The following is a 20,415-nucleotide window of genomic DNA, read 5'->3' on the forward strand; positions in this document are numbered from 1 at the left end:
GGTCTTCCGGGTTAACCGCCACGCCGGTATCGCCCAGCAGGGTTTCGGGGCGGGTGGTGGCGACCACCACGTAATCGTTACCGTCGTCGGTTTTGACGCCGTCGGCCAGCGGGTAGCGGAAGTGCCAGAAGCTGCCCTGCTGCTCTTTGTTTTCCACTTCCAGGTCGGAAATGGCGGTGTGCAGGGTAGGGTCCCAGTTCACCAAGCGCTTGCCGCGATAGATCAGCTTCTCTTCATGCAGGCGCACGAAGACTTCCTGAACCGCTTTATAGAAGCCGTCGTCCATGGTGAAGCGTTCGCGGCTCCAGTCTACGCTGGCGCCCATGCGGCGCAGCTGGCGGGTAATGTGGCCACCGGACTCTTCCTTCCACTCCCACACTTTATCGATGAACGCCTCGCGGCCGAGATCGTGGCGGGTTTTGCCCTCTTCGGCGGCAATCTTACGCTCCACCAGCATCTGCGTGGCGATACCGGCGTGGTCGGTGCCTACCTGCCATAGGGTGTTGTTGCCCTGCATTCGCTTCCAGCGCGTCAGGGTGTCCATGATGGTGTCCTGGAACGCGTGGCCCATGTGCAGGCTGCCGGTCACGTTGGGCGGCGGAATCATGATCGAGAAGGGCTTGCCGCGGCCAGACGGGGCGAAGCGGTTATCGGCTTCCCAGCGTTCGTACCAGCGGGTTTCGATCTGTTCGGGTTGGTAGGTCTTTTCCATGGGGAGTCGGCTCACGGCTTGCAAAAAATGGGAGCAAGTATAGCGCGAACGCCCCGCGCTCGTCAGGGTTGTGTTGTGCGGAGATGCGTCCGTAGGTGCAATCCACGCATGGCTATCAGCCCAAGCACTGGCCCAGGTAGCAACCACCAAATCACCCAAGGCCCTTGGCTTGCCCATAGCGCCGTGACCAGCGCGATGGAGGGAATCGTGAGGCCAAAGCCAATCGCATTCATCATGGCCAGCGCCGCGCCCAGCCGCTCCGGCGGCGCGCTGGCAGACGCCAGGGCAGAGAACTGGGCAGAGTCGGCAATCACGCTAACGCCCCATAGGGCAAGCAGCGCCAGCAGCAGCCAGGGGGAGAGGCCGCCTAGCAGCGGATAAATAAGGCACAGGGTGCCAGATACCGCCAACGCGATAAACGCGACCCGCGCGCTACCGATACGTCGGCTCCACCAGCCTGCCCATACGCAGCCGGGAAGCCCCAAGGCGATGACCGCAAAGCTTAGCCACGGCTGCAGGCCCGGGGCCGCGCCTAAGCGTTCCAGCTCTCTGGCGACCAAAAAGGGCACCAGCGCCCAGAGGGCGTAAAGCTCCCAGCAGTGGCCAAAGTACCCTAGCGCGGCGGCGCGGAAGTTCTTTTGCTTAAATGCGGCAAGCCCCGCCCAGGGCCGCCCGCCGTTGGCCTTAGCCGGAAGGTGTGGCCCAACGCCGAGTTGGAAAATCATCAGCGCAGCCAATAGGGCGAGGGCAGAGGCCAACAGCAGCGGCCACTGCCAAGGCAGGTGTAGGGTAAGGCCACGCAGCAGGTGCGGCGAAGCAATGCCGAGGGTGAGCATACCGACCAGCCAGCCAAGCGCCGAGCCTGCGTGAGTGGGTGTCCAGCTCACCACCAGCTTCATGCCCAGCGGATAAATGCCCGCCAGACAAAGCCCGACTAAAAAACGTGCCACTGCCGCCAAGGTGACGCTATCTGCGACGCTAATAAAGGCCGCGTTAATCAGCGCGCCAAGTACAGCAGACATCGCAAACAGGTGGCTGGCGCGCACGCGGTCGGCCAAGCCAGTGGTCGCAATCAGCAGGGTGCCGGTAATAAACCCCGCCTGCACGGAGATGGTGAGCAGCCCGAGGTCGCTCTCGCTAAGGCCTACGGCGTCCTGCAGCGCTAAGCCGACACCGTTAACGCTAAACCATAGCGAGGTGCCAAACAGCTGGGCGATGACGATGACCGCTAGCGGCGTGCGGGCTAGAAAGGTATGGGAAAGCATAGGCAATCTCATCCATTGAGTTGTTGTTATGGGGCTTGGGACGTTTAACGTGCAGAGCGCTACCCCAGCTTATGCGGCACGACCTCATGCCCAAGCGCCTTGTAGCGCTGCCAGCAGGCGCGTTTAGCGACCAGCACGTGTTGGTGTTGGTTGATGATCTCGGCAATTCGGGCGAAGTGCTCAATACCATCGGGAATATCGGGGTGTAGATTAAGCAGCGCCGTCTCTTCAGTGGGCACCGGTAGCTGCTGCCAGCCTAGTGTGATGGGCACACTGTCGGCTAGCTCGCTATCTTCCAATGCATGGGGCAGGTAAGCATCATCGCGGAACTGCCACAGCGCTTCGTCGGCCTGTTCGGCCAGCGCTTTGTCTTCGCAGTGCAGGTGCAGTCGATACCCTTTGCGGTGGATCGTCTCGGCGAGCTTGCAGGCGAACTGTAAACGCGCTTCAAGGGTGGTATCGGGCAGAATATAAAAATCGATGCGTGCCATCGGTGGCTCCAGCGGGGTCAACGCGCTTGGCAGCCTGGCCGCCACGGTGAGTGGCGGCCAGGTGTTGGGTAACGCTAGAGGGTCATACCAAGCGGGTCAGCCAGCCGTATTTATCGTCGCTGCGGCCATACTGAAGGTCGAGCAGTGTCTTGCGAATGCGCTTAGCCACTTCGTTATTGCCATCGCCCTGCAGGCGAATACGCTCGTTTTCCGTGACCAGTTCGCCCACCGGGGTAATCACGGCAGCCGTACCGCAGGCGAAGACCTCGGTAATCTCGCCGGAGGCGGCCCCTTCGCGCCACTCGTCGATGCTGATCGCGCGCTCTTCGGGGGTGAGGCCCGCGTCTTTGGCCAGGGTGAGGACAGAGTTACGGGTCACGCCTTCCAAGATGGTGTCGGTCAGGCGCGGTGTGACGATGCGGCCATCTTTGTAAACGAAGAACAGGTTCATGCCACCCAGCTCTTCGATCCACTTGTTTTCAGCAGCGTCCAGGAAGGCGACCTGGCTGCAACCGTTGGCAGCGGCTTCTTTTTGGGCGGCCAGCGATGCGGCGTAGTTGCCACCGCACTTGGCAAAGCCGGTGCCTCCAGGGGCCGCGCGCTTGTAGTGTGAGGAGAGCCAGATAGAGACCGGCTCGATTCCGCCTTTGAAGTAGGCCGCCGCCGGGGATGCAATCACGTAGTAGTCGACTTCGTGAGCCGGGCGCACGCCAAGGAAGGCTTCTGAGGCGATCATAAACGGGCGAAGGTAGAGGCTGCACTCGTCGGCTTCACTAGCCGGGGTGGGTACCCAGGCGTGGTCTTGGGCCAGCAGTGCTTTCAGCGAGCCGATGAAGTCGTCATCGGAAAGCTCGGGCAGCGCTAGGCGGCGGGCGCTACGGCGAAAACGCTCGGCGTTTTTCTCTGGGCGGAAGGTCCAGATAGAGCCATCGGCATGGCGGTACGCCTTGATGCCCTCGAAAATCTCCTGGCCGTAGTGCAGCACGGAAGCGGCGGGGTCCAGGGTGAGCGGGCCGTAGGGGCGTACTTGGTGGCCGTGCCAATCGGCATCGACGGTCCAGCGCACGTGGGCCATGTGGTCGGTGAAATATTTACCAAATCCTGGGTTTTGCAGGATGTTTTCACGAATGTCATCGGCCGTCGGCTGGTTGGACGGCAAAATTTCAAAACGCGATTCAAGTTGAGCATCTGAAGCTGTGGGCACGGCGTGTTCTCTCCGCTAGAGCCAAGCCCCGAAGGGCATATATAAGCGTATCGTTTGGGGTAGCGTGCGCCTGTTAACCGATGGCACACGCTCATACTTTCAGGTTTAACGGTTGCGTTAACGAAAGGCAACCATTGTTGGTCTGTTTGTGTGGTTAGGCGTCGCCATTTTCGACTTGGGCGTCGGCTTCACGGTCGAGCAGGTATTGGGTCAGTAGACCCACCGGGCGGCCGGTGGCGCCTTTTTGTTTGCCCGAATGCCAAGCGGTGCCTGCAATATCCAGGTGCGCCCAAGGGAAGTGGTCGGCAAAGCGTGATAGGAAGCAGGCGGCGGTAATCGTACCCGCCGGGCGACCGCCAATGTTGGCTAAGTCGGCGAAGTTGGAGTCCAGCTGCTCCTGATACTCATCCCATAGCGGCAGGTGCCACGCGCGGTCCCAGGCGGTTTCACCAGCATCCAGCAGATCAAGCGCTAGGTCATCGTCGTTGGAGAGCAGGCCGGTGGCGTGGTGGCCAAGGGCAATAATGGCCGCGCCCGTTAAGGTGGCGATATCGACCACGCTGGCCGGGGTAAAGCGCTCGGCGTAGGTGAGGGCGTCGCACAGTACCAAACGGCCTTCGGCATCGGTGTTGAGCACTTCAACCGTCAGGCCTTTCAGGGTTTTTATGATGTCGCCCGGCTTGGTGGCGGCGCCATCAGGCATGTTCTCGGCAGCGGCAACGATAAACACGGCGTTGAGCTTGGGTTTGATGGCAAGCACGGCTTTGACGGTACCGAAGACGCTGGCCGCGCCGCCCATATCAAACTTCATCTCATCCATACCTTCGCCGGGCTTCAGCGAAATACCGCCGGTATCGAAGGTGATGCCTTTACCTACCAGTACGTGGGGCGCTTCCTCTGGGTTTTCTGCACCCTGGTACTTCATCACGATGAGTCGTGTTGGCTCGACGCTGCCACGGCCTACTGAAAGCAGTGAATGAGCGCCCAGGGCTTCCAGTGCCTCTTCGTCTAAAATGTCGACGGCGAGCGCGCCTTGAGAGTCACGCCCCAGCGCTTCTGCCTGCTCAGCTAAGTAACGAGGCGTGCACACATTGCCCGGTAGGTTGCCGAGCGTGCGGGTGAAATTAATGCCCTGGCCGATGGCGGTGCCTAGGGCGGCGCCTTGCTTGGCCAGGGGGGCGTCGTCTGCATCGCTAACAATCAGCGTGAGCTTCGCCAAGCTGGGCGCTTTGGCGGGGGATGACTTGAATTGGTCAAACCGGTAGATGGCGCGCTCGACGGCTTCCAGGGTTTTGCGGGCCTTCCAAGCAGCGTCGCGATCTGCCAATGGCACATCGGTAAAGGTAGCGCAGGCTTCATCGATGGGAAGCTTGGTTAGGGCCGTCATCGCAGCGTCTAAGGCTTTAATAAACGCAGCCTCTTGGCATTTGTCACGCTCACCCAAGCCTACCAGCAGAATGCGGTCGGCCCCCAGGCCCGGCGCGAAGGGCACCAATTGAGTGTTGCCCAGTACCGCATCAAAATCGCCACGTTCCAATAGCTGGCCGATTAATCGCTCGCTGGCGTCGTCTAATTTGGCGACAGCGGGCAGTAAATCGCTACCTTTATAAACAGGGAGAACGAGGCAAGCCGTTTCGGCTTTGGCTGGGTTCGCGGTCTGAACGGAAAATTCCATGACGTCTCCAACAAGACAAGCAACGAGTGATTCGGGATAATGTCCCGTTATTTAGTGTTTGCTACCAGTTTGATTAGTGTACCCAAGCCATGGGCGCATTGCATGGCAACCTGCACCACTAGTCGGAGAGTGCGTTGATTTTATTTCGGTACTTAACTCGCGAAGTGTTACTGACGATGTCCGCTGTGGCGGGCATCCTGCTGCTGGTGATTATGGGCAGCCGTTTTATCCGTTACTTTTCGGACGCCGCCGAGGGCGATTTTCCCGTCACGATTCTAGGCAGCCTGATGGTTTTTCATCTGCCTGGGTTTATGGAACTGATCCTGCCGCTGTCGTTTTTTTTAGGCATTTTGTTGGCCTATGGGCAGCTCTATATGAACAGCGAAATCACCGTCATGGTGGCCTGCGGTATGAGCCCCACTCGGCTTTTACGGGTAACCCTGCTGCCCGCAACGGTGGTCGCGGTGTTGGTAGGGCTGTGTAGCCTGTGGCTAACCCCTGCCGGGGCGTTGCAAACTGAGGCCACATTAGAAGAGCAGCGCAGCCGTTTAGATGTCTCAGTGCTAGCGCCAGGGCGTTTCCAAGATTTTGGCGGCGGGCGCACAGCCTATATCACTGACTTCAATAGCGACGGCACGGAAATGCAGGAGGTGCTGGTGCATGAGCAGCCTATGGCCGGTGCTGAAAAGACGCATAGCTATATTACGCGAGCAGGAACGGGCTATCAGGAGACAAGTGTCGAGACTGGCAGCCGCTTCTTAGTGTTAGAAGATGGTGAGCGCTACGGCGTAACGCCAGGTCGGCGTGATGCAGAACGCTTAATTTTTGAGCGCTATACGCTGCGGCTGGGGCTAAGCCGTGATCGCCAGGAGTTAAACTCGCTTGAGTATGCGACCACCGCTGAGCTGTGGAACGACCCAGACCCACGAGCGCAGGCGCAGTTTCAGTGGCGGGCAGGCTTGCCGGTAATGGTATTTATTTTGGCGCTATTGGCCCAGCCGCTCTCTCGGGTGAATCCGCGTCAAGGGCGCTTTGGCAAGCTACTTCCTGCGGTATTTCTTTACGTCGCCTATTTAAGCCTGTTGCTGGCAGCGGTGGATGCTATTGGCGGTGGCTCTCTAGCGGTTGCCGTGGGTGTGTGGCCCGTGCATGGCCTGTTCTTAGGGCTTGGATTGCTGCTGCTGTGGCACTCACAACGTAAAGGAATGCGCTAATGCTGATCGCTATGGATCAAATGGATCGCTATATCGCCCGCAACGTGCTTGCAGCCATTGTGGTGGTGCAGTTTGTACTGCTGGGGCTGGATATCACCATTGCCTACATTGGTGATTTAGGCGACACCCAGGGCGACTATAGCGCACTAGACGTGCTGCTCTATTTAGGTATGAGGTTGCCCTGGCGCTTTTATCAGTACGCTCCAGTGGCGGTGCTGATTGGTGCGCTCATTGGCCTGGGTAGCATGGCCTCTAGCAATGAACTCACGGTGATGCGTGCTGCTGGCCGTTCGCTGGCGCGAATTGTGTGGGGCGTGATGAAGCCCGTGCTGCTGGTGGTTGTGGTCGTGCTACTCGTCGCGGAGTTTGTCAGCCCACGGACCGAGCAGTACGCCGAAGCGTGGCGCTTAGAGCAGCGCCAAGGTGAGGGTGCCATGTTGGTGACTCGCAGCGGCTGGCAGTTCGAAGGCGATAGCGTTTACCGCTTTGGTGCCATTCGGGCGGATAACGTGGTGCTGGATTTAACCCGCTACCGCTTTGATGAGCGCCGCGTGATCGAAGCTACTCATGCTAATCGCGCCTACTGGGACGAGGGCGCCTGGCTGTTGGAGGGTGTCACCACTACACGCATTTTCGATGACCGCACCGAATCGGACTACCAGCCAGCCGCCGCCTGGGAAACGGCGCTCACGCCCACTCAGTTGGAGCGGCTACTGCGCGATATCGAAAGCCAAGCCCCCAGCGAGCTATGGGAGTACGCCAACTTCCTACAAAGCCAAAACCTGCAGGCGGATCAGCCGCTGCTCTACTTCTGGCAGAAAGTGCTCATGCCACTCACCATGGGCTCGTTGGTATTGATTGCTGCCTCGTTTGTGTTTGGCCCGCTGCGCTCTGTGGCGGCGGGTACGCGGGTATTTTTTGGCGTGGTGACGGGGCTCATCTTTAAATATGTCCAGGATTTGCTGGCACCCGCCTCCACCATTTTTGGCTTTTCACCCGTTTGGGCAGTGTTGGTGCCAACGCTGGCCTGTGCGGTGGTAGGGATCTATTTCTTGCGTCGTAATGGCTAGCCGGCTCGCATTAGGTTGAAACAGGGGACAACACAGTGACAAACACGCGACGCTTCACTCAATTAGATGACGTTTGGCCGGCAGGAATAGGCCGCCGCTTAGGCGCGATGCTCTACGACGGCTTTTTAGTCACGGCCATTTGGATCGCCGTTACCGTGGTACATTTGGTGTTTTTTCGCTTTGTGCTGGGCCAAACGGCAGAGGAAATTGGTACCACCGCAGTGGATATTTGGAGCCTGCGGCTGATGCTGCTGTTTTTTGTGACGCTGTTTTTTGTTTACTCCTGGCGGCGAGGAGGGATGACGCTAGGCATGCAGTCCTGGCGGCTGCGCGTGCAAACCCTGGATGGCCACGCGATTACCTTAAAGCAGAGCCTGATTCGCTGCGCGACGGCATGGCTCTCTCTTGCCGCCTTAGGCATTGGCTACTGGTGGGTGCTGTTTGATGGGCAGCGTAGAAGCTGGCCAGACATCGCCTCCAAGACTGAAACCGTGGTGCTGCCGAAAAAATAATTTTTCAGCAGCTGGAGAGAAAATATTTGTTCAGCCAGTAGGTTAGCGAAAACTTTAGTTGCCTTAAGGCGAATCGATACTAAAGAACAACGTTTTCTACTTGAAAAGATGTATGCGAATCATTTACATTCACCTCATGATTTTTATGAGGTGTTGCCATGTACGTATGTGTGTGCAAGGGAGTAACCGACCACCAGATTCGCCAACAGGTTAGCGACGGAGCGCGCAGCTGGCGAGAAGTACGCGAAGCCACTGGCTGCGGGACTCAGTGCGGCAAGTGCGCCTGCTTTGCCAAGTCGCTCACCCGTGAGGCCGTTCAAGCTGCCCGCTTAGAGTCTGATATGAGTCTTGCTTACGCCGTATGACGCGAATCACTCTTGTTAGGCTTATCGTTAGCAAATAATTGATTTATTTGAAATTTTTTCTTTCCTGTCTATACTCCCAGCATCGTTGGGAGTAAGCCTTTTAATGGCCTATACTCCTTAGTTAATGTAATGGTACTTTTGAAAAACAGTACGCTTAAGTACTGTCCGATAAGACTTGTACGCTAAAAAAGGTGATGGCATGAAAGGTGATCCGAAGGTTATTCAGCATCTCAATATCGCACTGGGCAATGAGCTAGTCGCTATCAACCAGTACTTCCTGCATGCCAAGATGTACAAAGACTGGGGCCTGAAAGTGCTGGCCAAGTGGGAGTACGATGAGTCCATCGAAGAGATGCAGCACGCTGATAAGCTGATTGAGCGCATCCTGTTCTTGGAAGGTATTCCTAACCTTCAGGATCTCGGCAAGCTGCACATCGGTGAAAACGTTAAAGAGATGTTGGAGAGCGACCTAAAAATTGAGCATGACGGCCGTAACGACTACATCGAAGCCATTACCTACTGCGAAAGCGTGAAAGATTACGTGACGCGCGATCTGCTGCGTGACCTGCTGGCCGATGAAGAGGGCCACATCGATCATATCGAAACGCAGCTAAAACTGATCGAGCAAGTGGGTATCCAGAACTATCTGCAAAAACATATGGCACTGGCCACTGACGAAGAATAAGACTTCGTCCGCTTGGCAGTAGGCGATTAAGCGCCGAGCGCTAGCTAATACAAAACGGGCAGCCCCTTGGGGCTGCCCGTTTTGCGTTTCAATGCAAAGTGTTGACCTGATATTTACCGATTGCTAGTGGCCAGCGTAGCGTCTTGATCCAGCGCACCAGGCACCGGCTCATCCACGCTAAAGGTGGCGCGGCTGAGGCGGCGTACGCGCTTCATAAACAGCGCAATACAGATCAGCGTGCCGAGTGCCGCCACGATATAGCTGGTTTGTAGCGGCAGGTTAAAGCCAATCGGCGCGTAAGCGAGGTAGGTGAAGGTTGCCATGGTCATAAACACCGCAGGAATCGAGGTGATCAGGTAGGGCTTACGCGATAGCACCAGATACATCGTGCCGGTCCAGAGCGCAATCACGGCGGTGGTTTGGTTGGCCCAGGAGAAGTAGCGCCATAGCAGCGTGAAGTCCATATGGGTGAGCGCGTAAGACGCCACAAACAGCGGCAGCGCAATCAGGATGCGCTTAACGATAGGCTTCTGCTCTACTTTCAAATAGTCGGCAATAATCATCCGAGCGCTGCGGAAGGCGGTATCGCCGGAGGTGATCGGCAGCACAATGACACCCAGCACGGCCAGGGTGCCACCAACGGCGCCCAGCATGGTGGTAGAGACTTCGCTCACAACAGCGGCAGGGCCGCCTGCTGCCAATACATCGGAAAGCGACTGTTCACCTTGGAACAGGCTCATGGCCGCCGCTGCCCAAATCATGGCAATCACGCCTTCGGCGATCATCATGCCGTAGAAAATCTTGCGGCCGTTGGTTTCGTTTTCAGTAGTGCGCGAAATGATTGGCGTCTGTGTGGCGTGGAAGCCGGACAGCGCACCGCAGGAGATGGTCAGGAACAGCAGCGGGAAGATCGGTGCGTTATCCGGGTGCATGTTCTGGAACGAGAGCTCCGGGATAGGCGCGCCGGTTACCACCAAACCAATGCCGATGCCAGCGGCGCTGAACAGCAACAGCGCGCCGAAGTAGGGGTAAATACGCCCAATCACTTTATCAATCGGCAGCAGCGTGGCAATCAGGTAGTAGGCAAAAATCGCCAGGATGATAAGCGTCAGCGACAGCGATGTCATGTTAGCGAGCAGGGCCGCCGGAGAGGTCACGAACACGGTGCCGACCAATAGCAGCAGCAAAATCGCAAAGCCATTCACCACGTGCTTCATCGTTTTGCCCAGGAATTTGCCCGCCAACTGGGGCAGGTGAGCGCCGTGGTTACGGATGGAGATCATGCCGGTTAGGTAGTCGTGAACCGCGCCTGCAAAAATACAGCCAATCACGATCCACACAAACGCCACCGGACCATAGAGAGCACCCAGGATAGGGCCGAAAATTGGGCCTACACCGGCAATGTTAAGCAACTGGATAAGCGAGTTGCGCGTGGTATTCATCGGCACATAGTCGATGTCGTCGCGCATACTGAACGCCGGTGTTTGACGCTTACGGTCAGCGACAAACACGCGCTCGACAAACTTGCCGTAGGTAAAGTAACCCACGACTAATAACACTATCGAGAGAATGAACGTAATCATGTAAAGCACTCAACTGGTCAGGGAGGGTGTCAAGCGGACAGCCATGCAGCAAGCCGCGCTTATTTAGCCGGGGTGAATGTACAGAGACGTACCGGTTAGTGCTTTACGACTTTAGTGGTCTACGACTTTAGTGGCTGATTAACAAAGAAAAACGGGCAACCGTTTGGCTGCCCGAAGTGAAAATGCCATCAAATTGAGGGTTAAGAAGAGATAACGCCGCAAGCCATGCGGGCGCCGCCACCGCCCAGGTGGGGTTCATCAGCGTAGGTGTCGCCACCGGCGTGAATCATTAGGCTGCGGCCCGGCATGTTTTCCATGCTCAAGCGTGGGGCTAGTACCGGCAGGTTGGCTTCGCCATCCTCATTCACGGTCAGCACCGGTAGGTCGCCCAAGTGGCCTTCACCGTAAGGCCCCTGGTGGGTGCCGGTCTCGTCAGGATCGTAGTGTCCGCCAGCGGAAAGCGCGGCGGTCATTTCGCCGCTGTCGTTCTCGGCGGGCTCACAGCTGGCATTTTGATGGACGTGAAAGCCGTAAACGCCTGGTTCCAGGCCGGTTAACGAAGGGGTGAACAGCACGCCATGCTCGGTATGCTCAACGGCCACCGTGCCGATAGACTCCTCCACACCGTCTGTGCTGACCTTATGCATTTCAACATTAAGCGGTTCATTGGCCTGTACCGTGGTGGCCAGCAGCACACCCGCCGCGATACCGGTAAGGGGTAGTGAATAGCGCATAATAATTGCTCCTTTCCTTATCCGTGGAAGCCCTCACAAAGGGCACTCTGTAACAGTAGTTGGCCTACCGTCACTCTGCCAATGGCGACGAAATCCCGCCTAGCGTGCTGGCAACGGATGACATCGGCGTGCCAAGCCGCGACAATAGCCCGCTATTCCACATCTCTGTTTTATGCGCCTGTTTTACGCCCCTGTTTCATGTCCAAATGCTCTGCCTATGTATCGAGGAGTTCCATGCAGCCACTTAACATCCTTTATCAGGATGAGCATCTTGTAGCAGTGCATAAGCCGTCCGGCCTGTTAGTGCACCGCTCAGCGCTGGCGCGTGGGGAAACCGAGTTCCTGCTTCAGCGCCTGCGCGACCAGCTCGGCAAGCGGGTCTACCCGGTGCACCGGCTGGACCGGCCCACCTCCGGCGTGATGGTGTTTGGCCTCTCCTCCGAGGCCGCCGCCCTGCTGAGCGAAGGGTTTAGCGAACGCCAGGTAGAGAAGCGCTACCTGGCGGTGGTGCGCGGCAAAGCGCCGGAGCAGGAGCGGTTGGATTACCCGTTACGGGAGGAGGACGGCACGCGCCCCAAGGCGGAAATGCCTGCCATGCCCGCGATGACCGATATTCGCCGCTTGGATAGCGTAGAGCTGCCGGTGCAGGTAGACCGCTACCCGGTGGCGCGCTATTCCCTGGTGGAAGCACGGCCGCTGACCGGGCGACGGCACCAAATTCGCCGCCACTTATCCCGCCGTGGCTACCCGATCATTGGCGACGCCAAGCACGGCAAAAGTGTCCACAACCGCTTTTTTGCCGAGCAGCTGGCCGCCCCGCGGCTGCTGCTCGCCGCGACCTATTTAGCGTTTGATCACCCGCTGCTGGATAAACGCATTCAGCTCAGCTGCGCCGTGGATGAGACGATGAAAAATCTGTTCGAGCAGTTTGGCTGGCAGGGGCATTTACCTCTAGATAGCGTGCGAACGCCGCCCATTGCCACGCCTTCTGCCCTGCAAGCACTGTGAGCCAGCCCATGTTATTGAATGAATCCACGACTTCCTCTAGCGATTATGACTTCCGCTTTGGCGGTATTCGGCGCCTTTACGGCCAGCGTGCGGCGCAGGCATTTCGCCGTGCCCATGTGGTGGTGGTCGGGGTCGGCGGTGTGGGTAGCTGGACGGTCGAGGCGCTCGCCCGCTCGGGCATCGGCAAACTCACGCTGATCGATCTGGACGATGTGTGTGTCTCCAACGTTAACCGCCAGCTCCATGCGCTGGATGGCACGATTGGCCAGCCTAAAGTAGACGTGCTGGCCGAGCGCTGCCGCCTGATTGCCCCCGAGATCGAGATCATCGCGGATACCGCCTTCGTCACGCCCACCAACTTGGCCGAGCGCATTCCTGAGGATGCCGACCATGTGGTGGATGCCATCGACAGCGTGATTGCCAAAGCGGCGCTGATCGCTTGGTGCAAGCGGCGCAAAATCCCGATTACCGTCACCGGCGCGGCGGGTGGGCAAACCGACCCCACGCGTATTCAAGTGGCGGATTTGACCCGCACCGAGCACGACCCGCTGCTCTCCAAAGTGCGCTCGCGGCTGCGCCGAGATTACGGCTTCTCCCGCAACCCCAAGCGGCGCTTCTCGGTGGAGTGTGTCTACTCCGATGAGCAGCTGGTCTACCCCAGTGCCGACGGCGAAGTGTGCCTGCAAAAGCCCGGCAGCAACGAGGCTACACGGCTGGACTGCGCCTCTGGCTTTGGCGCGGCGACGTTTCTCACCGGCACTTTTGGCTTTGTTGCCGCCTCCAAAGTGCTGGAGCGCCTCGCCAAGAAAGCGAATCAGCCCGCCGCCACTCAAGCCATTCAAGAGGAAAACGAATGACCACTCCCGTTCCCGGTATTTACCGCCACTACAAAGGCAGCCTGTACGAAGTGGTGGGCACCGCCCAGCACAGCGAAAGCGAAGAGCCGCTGGTGGTCTACCGCGCGCTCTACGGCGACTACGGCCTCTGGGTGCGCCCGCTAGCGATGTTCACGGAGAGCGTGACGAAAGAGGGGATCACCCAGCCGCGCTTTGCGTTGGAGAAGGCGTTTTAGCCCGTATCGATTGCGCCACTAGTACTCTTATGGATTGCCGCCCCCTGTTGTCAGGGAGGCGGCATTTTTGTAGTTGTAATTGCTTATATTCCATAATTAGCTATCTTTATAACAATAATTGGCGCATAGGCGTCAAGCAGACATACTCACGTATCTAGGAGATAAGCATGAAGACCTTCGCCCTATCTCAAAGCACCGGTGCGGGGTCACCCGACGTGGCGGGCTTTTTTGATCCGCGCACCTTTAGCGTTCAATACATCGTCAGCGACCCCGCTACCCAGCAGTGCGCGATTATTGACCCGGTGCTGGATTTCGACGAGAAATCCGGCGCAACGGCGACTTTCTGCGCTGATGCGTTGCTGAAATATATCAAGGAAGAGGGACTGACAGTGGCGTGGATTCTGGATACGCACCCGCACGCAGACCACTTTTCAGCAGCCCAGTACCTAAAACAGAAAACCGGCGCGCCAACGGCGATTGGCCAGTACGTCACGCAAGTGCAGGCCCTGTGGAAGGAGATCTACCACTGGCCGGAGATGCCCACTGATGGCCGCCAGTGGGACACGCTGTTTGTCGAGGGCGATACGTTTGCCATTGGAGAACTCAGCGCCCGCGTGCTGCACTCGCCTGGTCATACGCTGGCCTCCATCACCTACGTCATCGGTGATGCTGCCTTTGTGCATGACACTCTGTTTCAGCCTGATTTTGGGACGGCGCGCGCCGATTTTCCGGGTGGTAGCGCCAAATCCTTGTGGGACTCCATTCAGCAGATTCTCACGCTGCCGGGCAATACGCGGCTGTTCACCGGCCACGACTATATGCCCGACGACCGTGAACCGCAGTGGGAGAGCAGCGTCGATGAGCAGCGAGCCAACAACCCGCACTTGGTAGACAAAAGCGAGGAGGAGTACATCGCACTGCGCCGCAAGCGGGATAGCGAGCTGCCCATGCCCAAGCTGATTTTGCACGCGCTGCAGGTGAATACTCGCGGTGGTCGCTTGCCGGAACCAGAAGCCAACGGCAAGCGCTATCTAAAAATCCCCCTGGATGCCCTGGAAGGTGCGGCCTGGGATTGATGTTATCCAAACCAATAGGAGGTGTGGTCATGCAAACGAAGCCATTAGAGCCAGGCGTTGAGATCACCTCAGCGCTGGCGGTGGATGAGTTGGAGGAGGTAAAAACCCGTGGTTTCAACGCGGTGGTGTGTAACCGCATCGAGGGTGAGAGCGAGGACTTTCCCGACGAGGCGCGCTACTGCGAAAAAGCTGAGCAGCTTGGCCTTGACTGGGTGCATATCCCCGTGAAACCAGGCGAGTACAGCGAAGCTGACATCCGCGCCTTTGCTGAAGCGCTTCAACAGCTGCCGCGCCCGCTATTGGCATTTTGCCGCTCAGGTAAGCGGGCCACGCACCTGTGGGCCTACGCCAAGCGTCAGCACGAGCAGTGCGATTTGGCGGAACTGTTTTCAGCGGCCCATGCGGCAGGGGTGGACTTGGAGGATCAGCGCCAAGGTCTTGAACGGAGCGCCCAATAAAAATCGAAGACGCGTGAAATCCTAATACGAAGGCCCGTATCAGCAGATACCTATTAAGAGGCTGCATCATGATCATTGAGCGCTGGGTGCCGCTAATCGGCTGGCTGCGAACCTATCATCGGGGCTTGCTCACGCGGGATGTACTTGCCGCGGTGATCGTCACGCTGATGCTGGTGCCGCAAGCGCTGGCCTACGCCATGCTGGCAGGGTTGCCGCCGGAAATGGGGCTTTACGCCAGCATGCTGCCGCTGGTGCTGTACGCCATCTTTGGCACCAGCGCGAGTTTGGCAGTAGGGCCGGTGGCTGTGGCAGCACTCATGACGGCCTCGGCGCTGAGCAGTTTTGCCGCGCCGGGCAGCCCGGAATATATCGGTGCGGCACTGGTGCTGGCCGCGCTCTCAGGGCTCATTCTCATCGTGATGGGCGTGCTTCGGCTGGGCTTTTTAGTCAACTTTCTCAGCCATCCGGTGATCTCCGGGTTTGTGACCGCCTCGGGGATTTTGATCGCGATTAGCCAGTTGAAGCACATTTTTGGTGTCGAGGCTTCTGGTCATAACGTGGTGGACCTGCTGCAAGCGCTATTGGGCCAGTGGCAGGAGGTGAATGTGATAACGCTACTGATTGGCCTTGGCGTGTGGGTGTATCTATGGTTGTGTCGCAAGCGCCTGAATGGCTGGCTGACCAAGCTGGGAATGCCTGCCAGTTGGGCAGGGTTAATCGTCAAAGCCGCGCCTATTTCGGCCGTGGTGGTGACCACGCTGCTGGCCTGGGGCTTCCAACTGGAGCAACGCGGGGTCGATGTGGTGGGCTTTGTGCCCAGTGGCTTGCCTGCCATTACGCTGCCGAGCCTGGATCAATCGCTCTGGCTCGGCCTGTTGCCGGCGGCGCTGCTGATTAGCTTGGTGGGGTTTGTGGAGTCGGTGTCCGTGGCGCAGACCCTGGCCGCCAAGCGTCGTCAGCGTATCGACCCCAACCAAGAGCTGATTGCGCTCGGCATGGCGAATCTTGGCGCTGGCGTTAGCGGTGGCTCGCCGGTGTCGGGCGGTTTTTCGCGCTCGGTGGTCAATTTTGAAGCCGGGGCAGCAACGCCGCTGGCGGGAGCTTTTACAGCGCTTGGGATTGTGTTGGCCACGCTGCTACTCACTGACTTACTTGCCTTTTTACCCACTGCCACGCTGGCCGCCACGATTATCGTGGCAGTGGGGACGTTGATTGATTTGACTGCGGTAAAGCGGACCTGGCAATACTCCCGCAGCGACGGGGTGGCGATGGTCGCTACTTTGCTGCTGACCCTTCTGCACAGCGTGGAAGTGGGCATTATCAGCGGGGTGGTGCTCTCGCTGGGGCTACACCTTTACCGCACCAGCCAGCCCCATAGTGCGGTGGTAGGGCGGGTGCCGGGCACCGAGCATTTTCGTAATGTGAAGCGCCATCAGGTCGAAACCGACGAGCATGTGGCCATGCTGCGCATCGATGAAAGCCTCTATTTTGCCAACGCCCGCTATCTCGAAGATACCGTCATGGCGCTGGCCGCCCGCTCGCCGTCGATCAAGCACATTGTGCTCACCTGTCAGGCAGTGAATGTCATCGATGCTTCGGCCCTGGAGAGCCTGGAGGCGATCAACGGTCGGCTGAAAGACGCCGGTGCCATGCTCCACTTGGCCGAGGTGAAAGGGCCGGTGATGGATCGCCTAAAGCACACGGCGTTTTACCACGAGCTCACCGGCCAAGTGTTCTTTACCACCTACGACGCCTGGCAGGCGTTGGCGCATCCGGCCAGTGCTGAGGTGGTGTCGGTGTGAAGTGGTGCTTTTACTCCCAGGCCGGGAATGGATCGGGCAACTGCTGCCATGTCTCCATCCCTTCTAATAGTTCGGCCTCGCTGAGTAAACAGTCGTCCAGCGCTTCACGCATTTTGGTCTCATCTAGGTTCTGGCCGATAAACACCAGTTCTTGGCGCATATCGCCAAACGGCTCCTGCCACTTCTCCATAATGAATTGGCGATACTCTGGGTCCTCTGGCCAGTCGGCTTCAGGAATGGCTTTCCAGAACACGCCCGCCGGGCCGTGATGGGCAATGCCACCTGCCTGGCTCCACTGGCCCGCATAGCGAGGGCGAGTCGCCAGCCAGAAGAAGCCTTTCGAGCGCAGCAGGCCTCTGCCAAACCATTCGGCGTTTAACAGGTCGTGAAACTTTTGAGGGTGAAAGGGGCGGCGAGCGTGGTAGGCGAAGCTGCCAATGCCGTACTCTTCGGTTTCGGGTATGTGTTCGCCACGTAGCTCTTTGAGCCAGCCAGGCGCTTGCTGAGCGCGTTCAAAGTTGAATTTTCCGGTATCCAGCACTTTCTCCAACGGTACGCCGCCTTGGCGAATGGGTACTAGCTCTGCCTCGGGGTTGAGCGAACGTAGAATCGCTTTGAGGGCGTCCAGCTCTTTTTCAGTGATCAAATCGGTCTTGCTAATTAGCAGGACATCACAAAACTCAATTTGGTCGACCAATAAGTCAGCAACATTGCGCTCATCCTCTTCGCTCAGGCTTTCTCCTACTTCTTCAAGGCTTTTCGCTTCCTGGTATTGTGTGAGGAAGTTAGCGCCATCTACCACCGTCACTAGGGTGTCTAGCCGGGCGACTTGGGAAAGGCTCTGGCCGCTTTCATCTTCAAAGGTGAAGGTTTCGGCCACGGGAAGTGGTTCGGATACACCAGTAGACTCAATCACGAGATAATCAAACTTGCCCTCACGAGCGAGCTGGCCGACCTCAATCAGGAGATCTTCACGTAGCGTGCAGCAAATGCAGCCATTGCTCATCTCGATGAGGCGTTCCTCACTGCGGTTGAGGGCTATATCGCTGTCCAGCATCGACTCGCCAGGACCGCCTCGTACTAACGCACTGTCAATGTTCACTTCGCTCATATCGTTAACGATCACCGCCACCCGGCGGCCTTCACGGTTCGCCAGGATATGATTGAGCACGGTGGTTTTACCGGCACCTAAAAAGCCGGAAAGCACGGTCACGGGTAAGGGAGGGAACGCAGACATAATCATGGCACCTTTAGGCAAGAATGTTATGTGATAATATAACAATAAAGGGGCGGTGAAAATATGTCTCTGCCGGGATAGAGAGTGATCAGGTGTGTGCTCAGCGTTTGTATTGGGTAGGACAGTAGCCGCGTATGATATCAGGCGAGCGAAGCGCTCTATGTTTGGTGGTGCGGCCTGTCACTCGCTGTCGCCACAAGCGAAATGACCCTGGTTTAAGCTGATAGCGCATGATGTCTATGATCTCTGGTTCACCTAGACCAAACTGCCTTTCGATGGCGTCAAACGGCGTTCGATCTTCCCAGGCCATTTCGATGACCCGTGACTGTTCATCATCACACAGGTGGCGAAAGCGTTTTATAGCAGCTTTGGGCATAGAGGCACCTGGACAGTTAGTGAGTATAGAGAAGTGTCGCCTATATAACTCTACCACTATCATACATAGCAGAGATAGCTGTGGAGGGTGTGTGGCACTATCTGCAATGAGACGTCGCTACTTAGCCGCCAGCAGTGCACGAAATAGCCCATTCATGAGTACAGGTTCATCGTGGCGAATGCGGAAGCCCGCCTGTTGTAATAGTGGTGTTGCTTGGCGAGTAATATCGGTGGCGAGAAATGAGGTCAGCACATTTAAGGTTCGGCGGCTCAGGCCAGCAGCTTGAGCGTCTGGCTGAAATTTATCCATGACGCATAGCTGCCCACCGGGTTTGAGAACGCGATAGGCCTCAGCGAGCCCCAGCTCAGGGTTTGGCATCACCGCCAAAATAAGGTGCATGACGACGACATCAAAGTGTTCATCTGGATACTCTAACGTGGTGGCATCCATGACTCGGCAGGAGACATCGCGTTGATAGCGCTCGGCCCGTGCGCGGGCACGTTTGACCATGGCAGGGGTTAGATCAGTAAGATGTATCTCCAGCTCATGAGGTAGAAAGTGTAGATCTAAGCCTGTGCCAGCACCTACCAATAAAACTCGCATGCCGGGTTCCCAGTCTACTTGGCCAAGTGCCACACGGCGTGGCTTGCGCAGGGCTCGCGATACCACGACATCATACAGAGGGGCATAGACACTATAGCGAAGGCGATTCCAGGTGGTAGTGTTTAGCATAGGCCCTCACGATAGCGGGAGTGATAAAGCAATAGTGGCGTAATGGTATGTACCTATAGCATGAACCGCCAAGAACCACCAAGATACTACAAGTGGCGGCACAGCTGTGGTTAGGGTGGTGGTGATAGGGGCTTTGCTGTAGAGGAGAAACGTGCGGCAAATAGAAGAGAAAGGCACCCGACGAGCTACTCCTCTGCCGAGGAATTTTGATGGAAACGCGTCGCTAAGCTTTCAAGGATATCAAGAATTAGTTGCCGATCTTGGTACGTTAAAGGCGCTAATAGCATTTTTATTCTTTTAGTTTGATCGTCCACATGAACGCTTGCTTGACCTAATAACTCCCCTGCATCGCAATTGAATATCTCGGCTAATTCAAATAAGCGTATGGTGTTAGGGATGACCCGACCGCGTTCAATTCTTGAAACGGCTTCATTGCCAACCCCTAATCGTTCAGCGACTTCTTCCTGGGTCAATTGGCTGCGTATTCGCTGTTTGGCGATAGCCCGGCCGATGTTACTGGCTAGCCGTTCCTGTTCAATTTTATTCACACTATCCTCCATGTAGACCTGAATGGTTGGGTAACGACCTATTGACATGAAGGACTATTTAGGTTGAATATCGCCCTGAAAGGTTGAGGATGTGATCCCTGTGCTGTTTTTTTGTCCTTGGCTGGCTGGATGAACAAAAAAGCATAGCTAAATATAATTAAATCAATCATTTAAAATAAATTTGTTGGCAGTTCCGTAAAGGTTTAGATAGTGAGTTTTATCTGTTGATAAAGTTATATCGCGGCGACTGTGGCTCAATAATTAACGCGTTGTGGTTAGAACCATTAATCCGGGCGCTGAAGAACGTCCGTCGGAGTGATGGCTAATGCAAAGTTATAGAAGCAAGAGCAGGGAGGGTTGATGCAAGACGTTTTGCTTTGTCGTGCTAACGACAATCGCTGCATGGCTCAAGGATGATCACATAGCGGTCAATTCGGCTTTGAAAGCGTTTGGCTTGCCAGCGTGGCTCACTCATCAAAACCGAAGGCGCTTATTATCATCCTGAATCCGTGAAGCCGGCGCCGACACTTTCCCTATCACCGCCAGCGAGCACTTTTTGATCATTCGCCCCGTGCAAGTTGGCTTTCGCAAGCCCG

22 protein-coding genes are annotated in these 20,415 nt (G+C 57.1%); 11 read left to right on the forward strand and 11 right to left on the reverse strand.

All coding sequences use genetic code 11. The annotated features are described in order from the left end of the window. The 5 genes from BIS10_RS10120 to BIS10_RS10140 form a co-directional block, all read right to left on the reverse strand. Nucleotides 1-712, reverse strand: a 712-nt coding sequence (locus BIS10_RS10120; RefSeq protein ID WP_253504942.1) for a class I tRNA ligase family protein, incomplete at its 3' end; no start/stop codon positions are given. Nucleotides 713-774: 62 nt separating this feature from the next. Then, entirely contained in the window at nucleotides 775-1,977 is a 1,203-nt protein-coding gene (locus tag BIS10_RS10125) for an MFS transporter (RefSeq protein WP_253504945.1), read from the reverse strand. A gap of 59 nt (nucleotides 1,978-2,036) precedes the next feature. Further along, nucleotides 2,037-2,468: a DNA polymerase III subunit chi gene (locus BIS10_RS10130; RefSeq protein WP_083023167.1), complete on the reverse strand. Its 432-nt coding sequence runs from the start codon at nucleotides 2,466-2,468 to the stop codon at nucleotides 2,037-2,039. Between the two features lie 82 nt (nucleotides 2,469-2,550). Continuing rightward, nucleotides 2,551-3,672, reverse strand: a complete 1,122-nt coding sequence (locus BIS10_RS10135) for a branched-chain amino acid aminotransferase (RefSeq protein ID WP_083023169.1) — start codon at nucleotides 3,670-3,672, stop codon at nucleotides 2,551-2,553. Between the two features lie 154 nt (nucleotides 3,673-3,826). Continuing rightward, nucleotides 3,827-5,347, reverse strand: a complete 1,521-nt coding sequence (locus BIS10_RS10140; RefSeq protein WP_253504948.1) for a leucyl aminopeptidase — start codon at nucleotides 5,345-5,347, stop codon at nucleotides 3,827-3,829. 134 nt (nucleotides 5,348-5,481) lie between these two features. On the opposite strand from BIS10_RS10140, the gene lptF reads away from it, so the two are divergent. From lptF to bfr, 5 genes are all read left to right on the forward strand, one after another. Further along, nucleotides 5,482-6,561: an LPS export ABC transporter permease LptF gene (lptF, locus tag BIS10_RS10145; protein ID WP_253504953.1), complete on the forward strand. Its 1,080-nt coding sequence runs from the start codon at nucleotides 5,482-5,484 to the stop codon at nucleotides 6,559-6,561. Then, nucleotides 6,561-7,631 (forward strand): LPS export ABC transporter permease LptG, encoded by a 1,071-nt coding sequence (lptG, locus tag BIS10_RS10150; protein ID WP_301282021.1) that lies wholly within the window; start codon nucleotides 6,561-6,563, stop codon nucleotides 7,629-7,631. Before lptF ends, lptG begins: the two co-directional genes overlap by 1 nt. 35 nt (nucleotides 7,632-7,666) lie before the next feature. Further along, nucleotides 7,667-8,143, forward strand: a complete 477-nt coding sequence (locus tag BIS10_RS10155; RefSeq protein WP_253504956.1) for an RDD family protein — start codon at nucleotides 7,667-7,669, stop codon at nucleotides 8,141-8,143. Between the two features lie 158 nt (nucleotides 8,144-8,301). Next, the gene (locus BIS10_RS10160; protein ID WP_044630650.1) at nucleotides 8,302-8,508 is read left to right on the forward strand and encodes a bacterioferritin-associated ferredoxin; all 207 of its coding nucleotides are present in this window, start codon (nucleotides 8,302-8,304) and stop codon (nucleotides 8,506-8,508) included. A gap of 199 nt (nucleotides 8,509-8,707) precedes the next feature. Further along, the gene (gene bfr / locus BIS10_RS10165; protein WP_083023174.1) at nucleotides 8,708-9,193 is read left to right on the forward strand and encodes a bacterioferritin; all 486 of its coding nucleotides are present in this window, start codon (nucleotides 8,708-8,710) and stop codon (nucleotides 9,191-9,193) included. Nucleotides 9,194-9,306: 113 nt separating this feature from the next. Here the strand turns inward: bfr and BIS10_RS10170 are convergent, their stop codons facing one another. Then, complete coding sequence (locus BIS10_RS10170; RefSeq protein WP_253504959.1) at nucleotides 9,307-10,776, reverse strand: carbon starvation protein A; 1,470 nt, start codon at nucleotides 10,774-10,776, stop codon at nucleotides 9,307-9,309. A gap of 200 nt (nucleotides 10,777-10,976) precedes the next feature. Next, nucleotides 10,977-11,510: a superoxide dismutase [Cu-Zn] SodC gene (gene sodC, locus BIS10_RS10175; protein WP_253504961.1), complete on the reverse strand. Its 534-nt coding sequence runs from the start codon at nucleotides 11,508-11,510 to the stop codon at nucleotides 10,977-10,979. A 234-nt stretch (nucleotides 11,511-11,744) separates the two neighbouring features. Here sodC and BIS10_RS10180 point away from each other — a divergent pair, with 234 nt between their 5' ends. The 6 genes from BIS10_RS10180 to BIS10_RS10205 all read left to right on the forward strand — a co-directional run bounded on the left by BIS10_RS10180 (nucleotide 11,745) and on the right by BIS10_RS10205 (nucleotide 16,926). Continuing rightward, nucleotides 11,745-12,518, forward strand: coding sequence for a pseudouridine synthase (locus BIS10_RS10180; RefSeq protein ID WP_159341120.1), 774 nt, complete (start codon nucleotides 11,745-11,747; stop codon nucleotides 12,516-12,518). Between the two features lie 8 nt (nucleotides 12,519-12,526). Next, nucleotides 12,527-13,375, forward strand: a complete 849-nt coding sequence (tcdA, locus tag BIS10_RS10185) for a tRNA cyclic N6-threonylcarbamoyladenosine(37) synthase TcdA (protein WP_253504964.1) — start codon at nucleotides 12,527-12,529, stop codon at nucleotides 13,373-13,375. Beyond that, a complete protein-coding gene (locus tag BIS10_RS10190; RefSeq protein WP_228219052.1) occupies nucleotides 13,372-13,590 on the forward strand; it encodes a DUF1653 domain-containing protein in 219 nt (72 codons plus the stop codon). Before tcdA ends, BIS10_RS10190 begins: the two co-directional genes overlap by 4 nt. Before the next feature lie 167 nt (nucleotides 13,591-13,757). After that, nucleotides 13,758-14,666 (forward strand): MBL fold metallo-hydrolase, encoded by a 909-nt coding sequence (locus BIS10_RS10195; protein WP_253504967.1) that lies wholly within the window; start codon nucleotides 13,758-13,760, stop codon nucleotides 14,664-14,666. A gap of 29 nt (nucleotides 14,667-14,695) precedes the next feature. Then, complete coding sequence (locus tag BIS10_RS10200; protein ID WP_253504970.1) at nucleotides 14,696-15,124, forward strand: TIGR01244 family sulfur transferase; 429 nt, start codon at nucleotides 14,696-14,698, stop codon at nucleotides 15,122-15,124. Nucleotides 15,125-15,192: 68 nt separating this feature from the next. Then, nucleotides 15,193-16,926 carry a SulP family inorganic anion transporter gene (locus BIS10_RS10205; RefSeq protein WP_253504973.1) on the forward strand — a complete coding sequence of 578 codons (1,734 nt, stop codon included), beginning with the start codon at nucleotides 15,193-15,195 and terminating at the stop codon, nucleotides 16,924-16,926. A gap of 10 nt (nucleotides 16,927-16,936) precedes the next feature. On the opposite strand, the gene zigA is transcribed toward BIS10_RS10205, so the two are convergent. From zigA to BIS10_RS10225, 4 genes are all read right to left on the reverse strand, one after another. Further along, nucleotides 16,937-18,163 carry a zinc metallochaperone GTPase ZigA gene (zigA, locus tag BIS10_RS10210; protein WP_253504977.1) on the reverse strand — a complete coding sequence of 409 codons (1,227 nt, stop codon included), beginning with the start codon at nucleotides 18,161-18,163 and terminating at the stop codon, nucleotides 16,937-16,939. A 100-nt stretch (nucleotides 18,164-18,263) separates the two neighbouring features. Then, entirely contained in the window at nucleotides 18,264-18,539 is a 276-nt protein-coding gene (locus tag BIS10_RS10215) for a TIGR03643 family protein (protein ID WP_083023180.1), read from the reverse strand. Between the two features lie 117 nt (nucleotides 18,540-18,656). After that, a complete protein-coding gene (locus BIS10_RS10220) occupies nucleotides 18,657-19,271 on the reverse strand; it encodes a class I SAM-dependent methyltransferase (protein ID WP_083023182.1) in 615 nt (204 codons plus the stop codon). A 185-nt stretch (nucleotides 19,272-19,456) separates the two neighbouring features. Further along, nucleotides 19,457-19,819, reverse strand: a complete 363-nt coding sequence (locus tag BIS10_RS10225) for a helix-turn-helix domain-containing protein (protein ID WP_243470267.1) — start codon at nucleotides 19,817-19,819, stop codon at nucleotides 19,457-19,459. Between the last annotated feature and the right edge of the window lie 596 nt (nucleotides 19,820-20,415).

Origin of the sequence: Halomonas sp. 707B3 (genome assembly GCF_024158645.1) — a bacterium.
GTDB classification, from domain to species: Bacteria; Pseudomonadota; Gammaproteobacteria; order Pseudomonadales; family Halomonadaceae; genus Vreelandella; species Vreelandella lionensis.

What these genes read in the sequence shown, in the direction of transcription:
- BIS10_RS10170 (WP_253504959.1), bottom strand. Translation starts at nt 10,776, where the DNA reads ATGATTACGTTCATTCTCTCGATAGTGTTATTAGTCGTGGGTTACTTT.
- BIS10_RS10195 (WP_253504967.1), top strand. Translation starts at nt 13,758, where the DNA reads ATGAAGACCTTCGCCCTATCTCAAAGCACCGGTGCGGGGTCACCCGAC.
- BIS10_RS10140 (WP_253504948.1), bottom strand. Translation starts at nt 5,347, where the DNA reads ATGGAATTTTCCGTTCAGACCGCGAACCCAGCCAAAGCCGAAACGGCT.
- BIS10_RS10125 (WP_253504945.1), bottom strand. Translation starts at nt 1,977, where the DNA reads ATGCTTTCCCATACCTTTCTAGCCCGCACGCCGCTAGCGGTCATCGTC.
- BIS10_RS10190 (WP_228219052.1), top strand. Translation starts at nt 13,372, where the DNA reads ATGACCACTCCCGTTCCCGGTATTTACCGCCACTACAAAGGCAGCCTG.
- BIS10_RS10205 (WP_253504973.1), top strand. Translation starts at nt 15,193, where the DNA reads ATGATCATTGAGCGCTGGGTGCCGCTAATCGGCTGGCTGCGAACCTAT.
- BIS10_RS10220 (WP_083023182.1), bottom strand. Translation starts at nt 19,271, where the DNA reads ATGCTAAACACTACCACCTGGAATCGCCTTCGCTATAGTGTCTATGCC.
- bfr (WP_083023174.1), top strand. Translation starts at nt 8,708, where the DNA reads ATGAAAGGTGATCCGAAGGTTATTCAGCATCTCAATATCGCACTGGGC.
- BIS10_RS10215 (WP_083023180.1), bottom strand. Translation starts at nt 18,539, where the DNA reads ATGCCCAAAGCTGCTATAAAACGCTTTCGCCACCTGTGTGATGATGAA.
- zigA (WP_253504977.1), bottom strand. Translation starts at nt 18,163, where the DNA reads ATGTCTGCGTTCCCTCCCTTACCCGTGACCGTGCTTTCCGGCTTTTTA.
- BIS10_RS10200 (WP_253504970.1), top strand. Translation starts at nt 14,696, where the DNA reads ATGCAAACGAAGCCATTAGAGCCAGGCGTTGAGATCACCTCAGCGCTG.
- BIS10_RS10130 (WP_083023167.1), bottom strand. Translation starts at nt 2,468, where the DNA reads ATGGCACGCATCGATTTTTATATTCTGCCCGATACCACCCTTGAAGCG.
- BIS10_RS10160 (WP_044630650.1), top strand. Translation starts at nt 8,302, where the DNA reads ATGTACGTATGTGTGTGCAAGGGAGTAACCGACCACCAGATTCGCCAA.
- tcdA (WP_253504964.1), top strand. Translation starts at nt 12,527, where the DNA reads ATGTTATTGAATGAATCCACGACTTCCTCTAGCGATTATGACTTCCGC.
- lptG (WP_301282021.1), top strand. Translation starts at nt 6,561, where the DNA reads ATGCTGATCGCTATGGATCAAATGGATCGCTATATCGCCCGCAACGTG.
- sodC (WP_253504961.1), bottom strand. Translation starts at nt 11,510, where the DNA reads ATGCGCTATTCACTACCCCTTACCGGTATCGCGGCGGGTGTGCTGCTG.
- BIS10_RS10180 (WP_159341120.1), top strand. Translation starts at nt 11,745, where the DNA reads ATGCAGCCACTTAACATCCTTTATCAGGATGAGCATCTTGTAGCAGTG.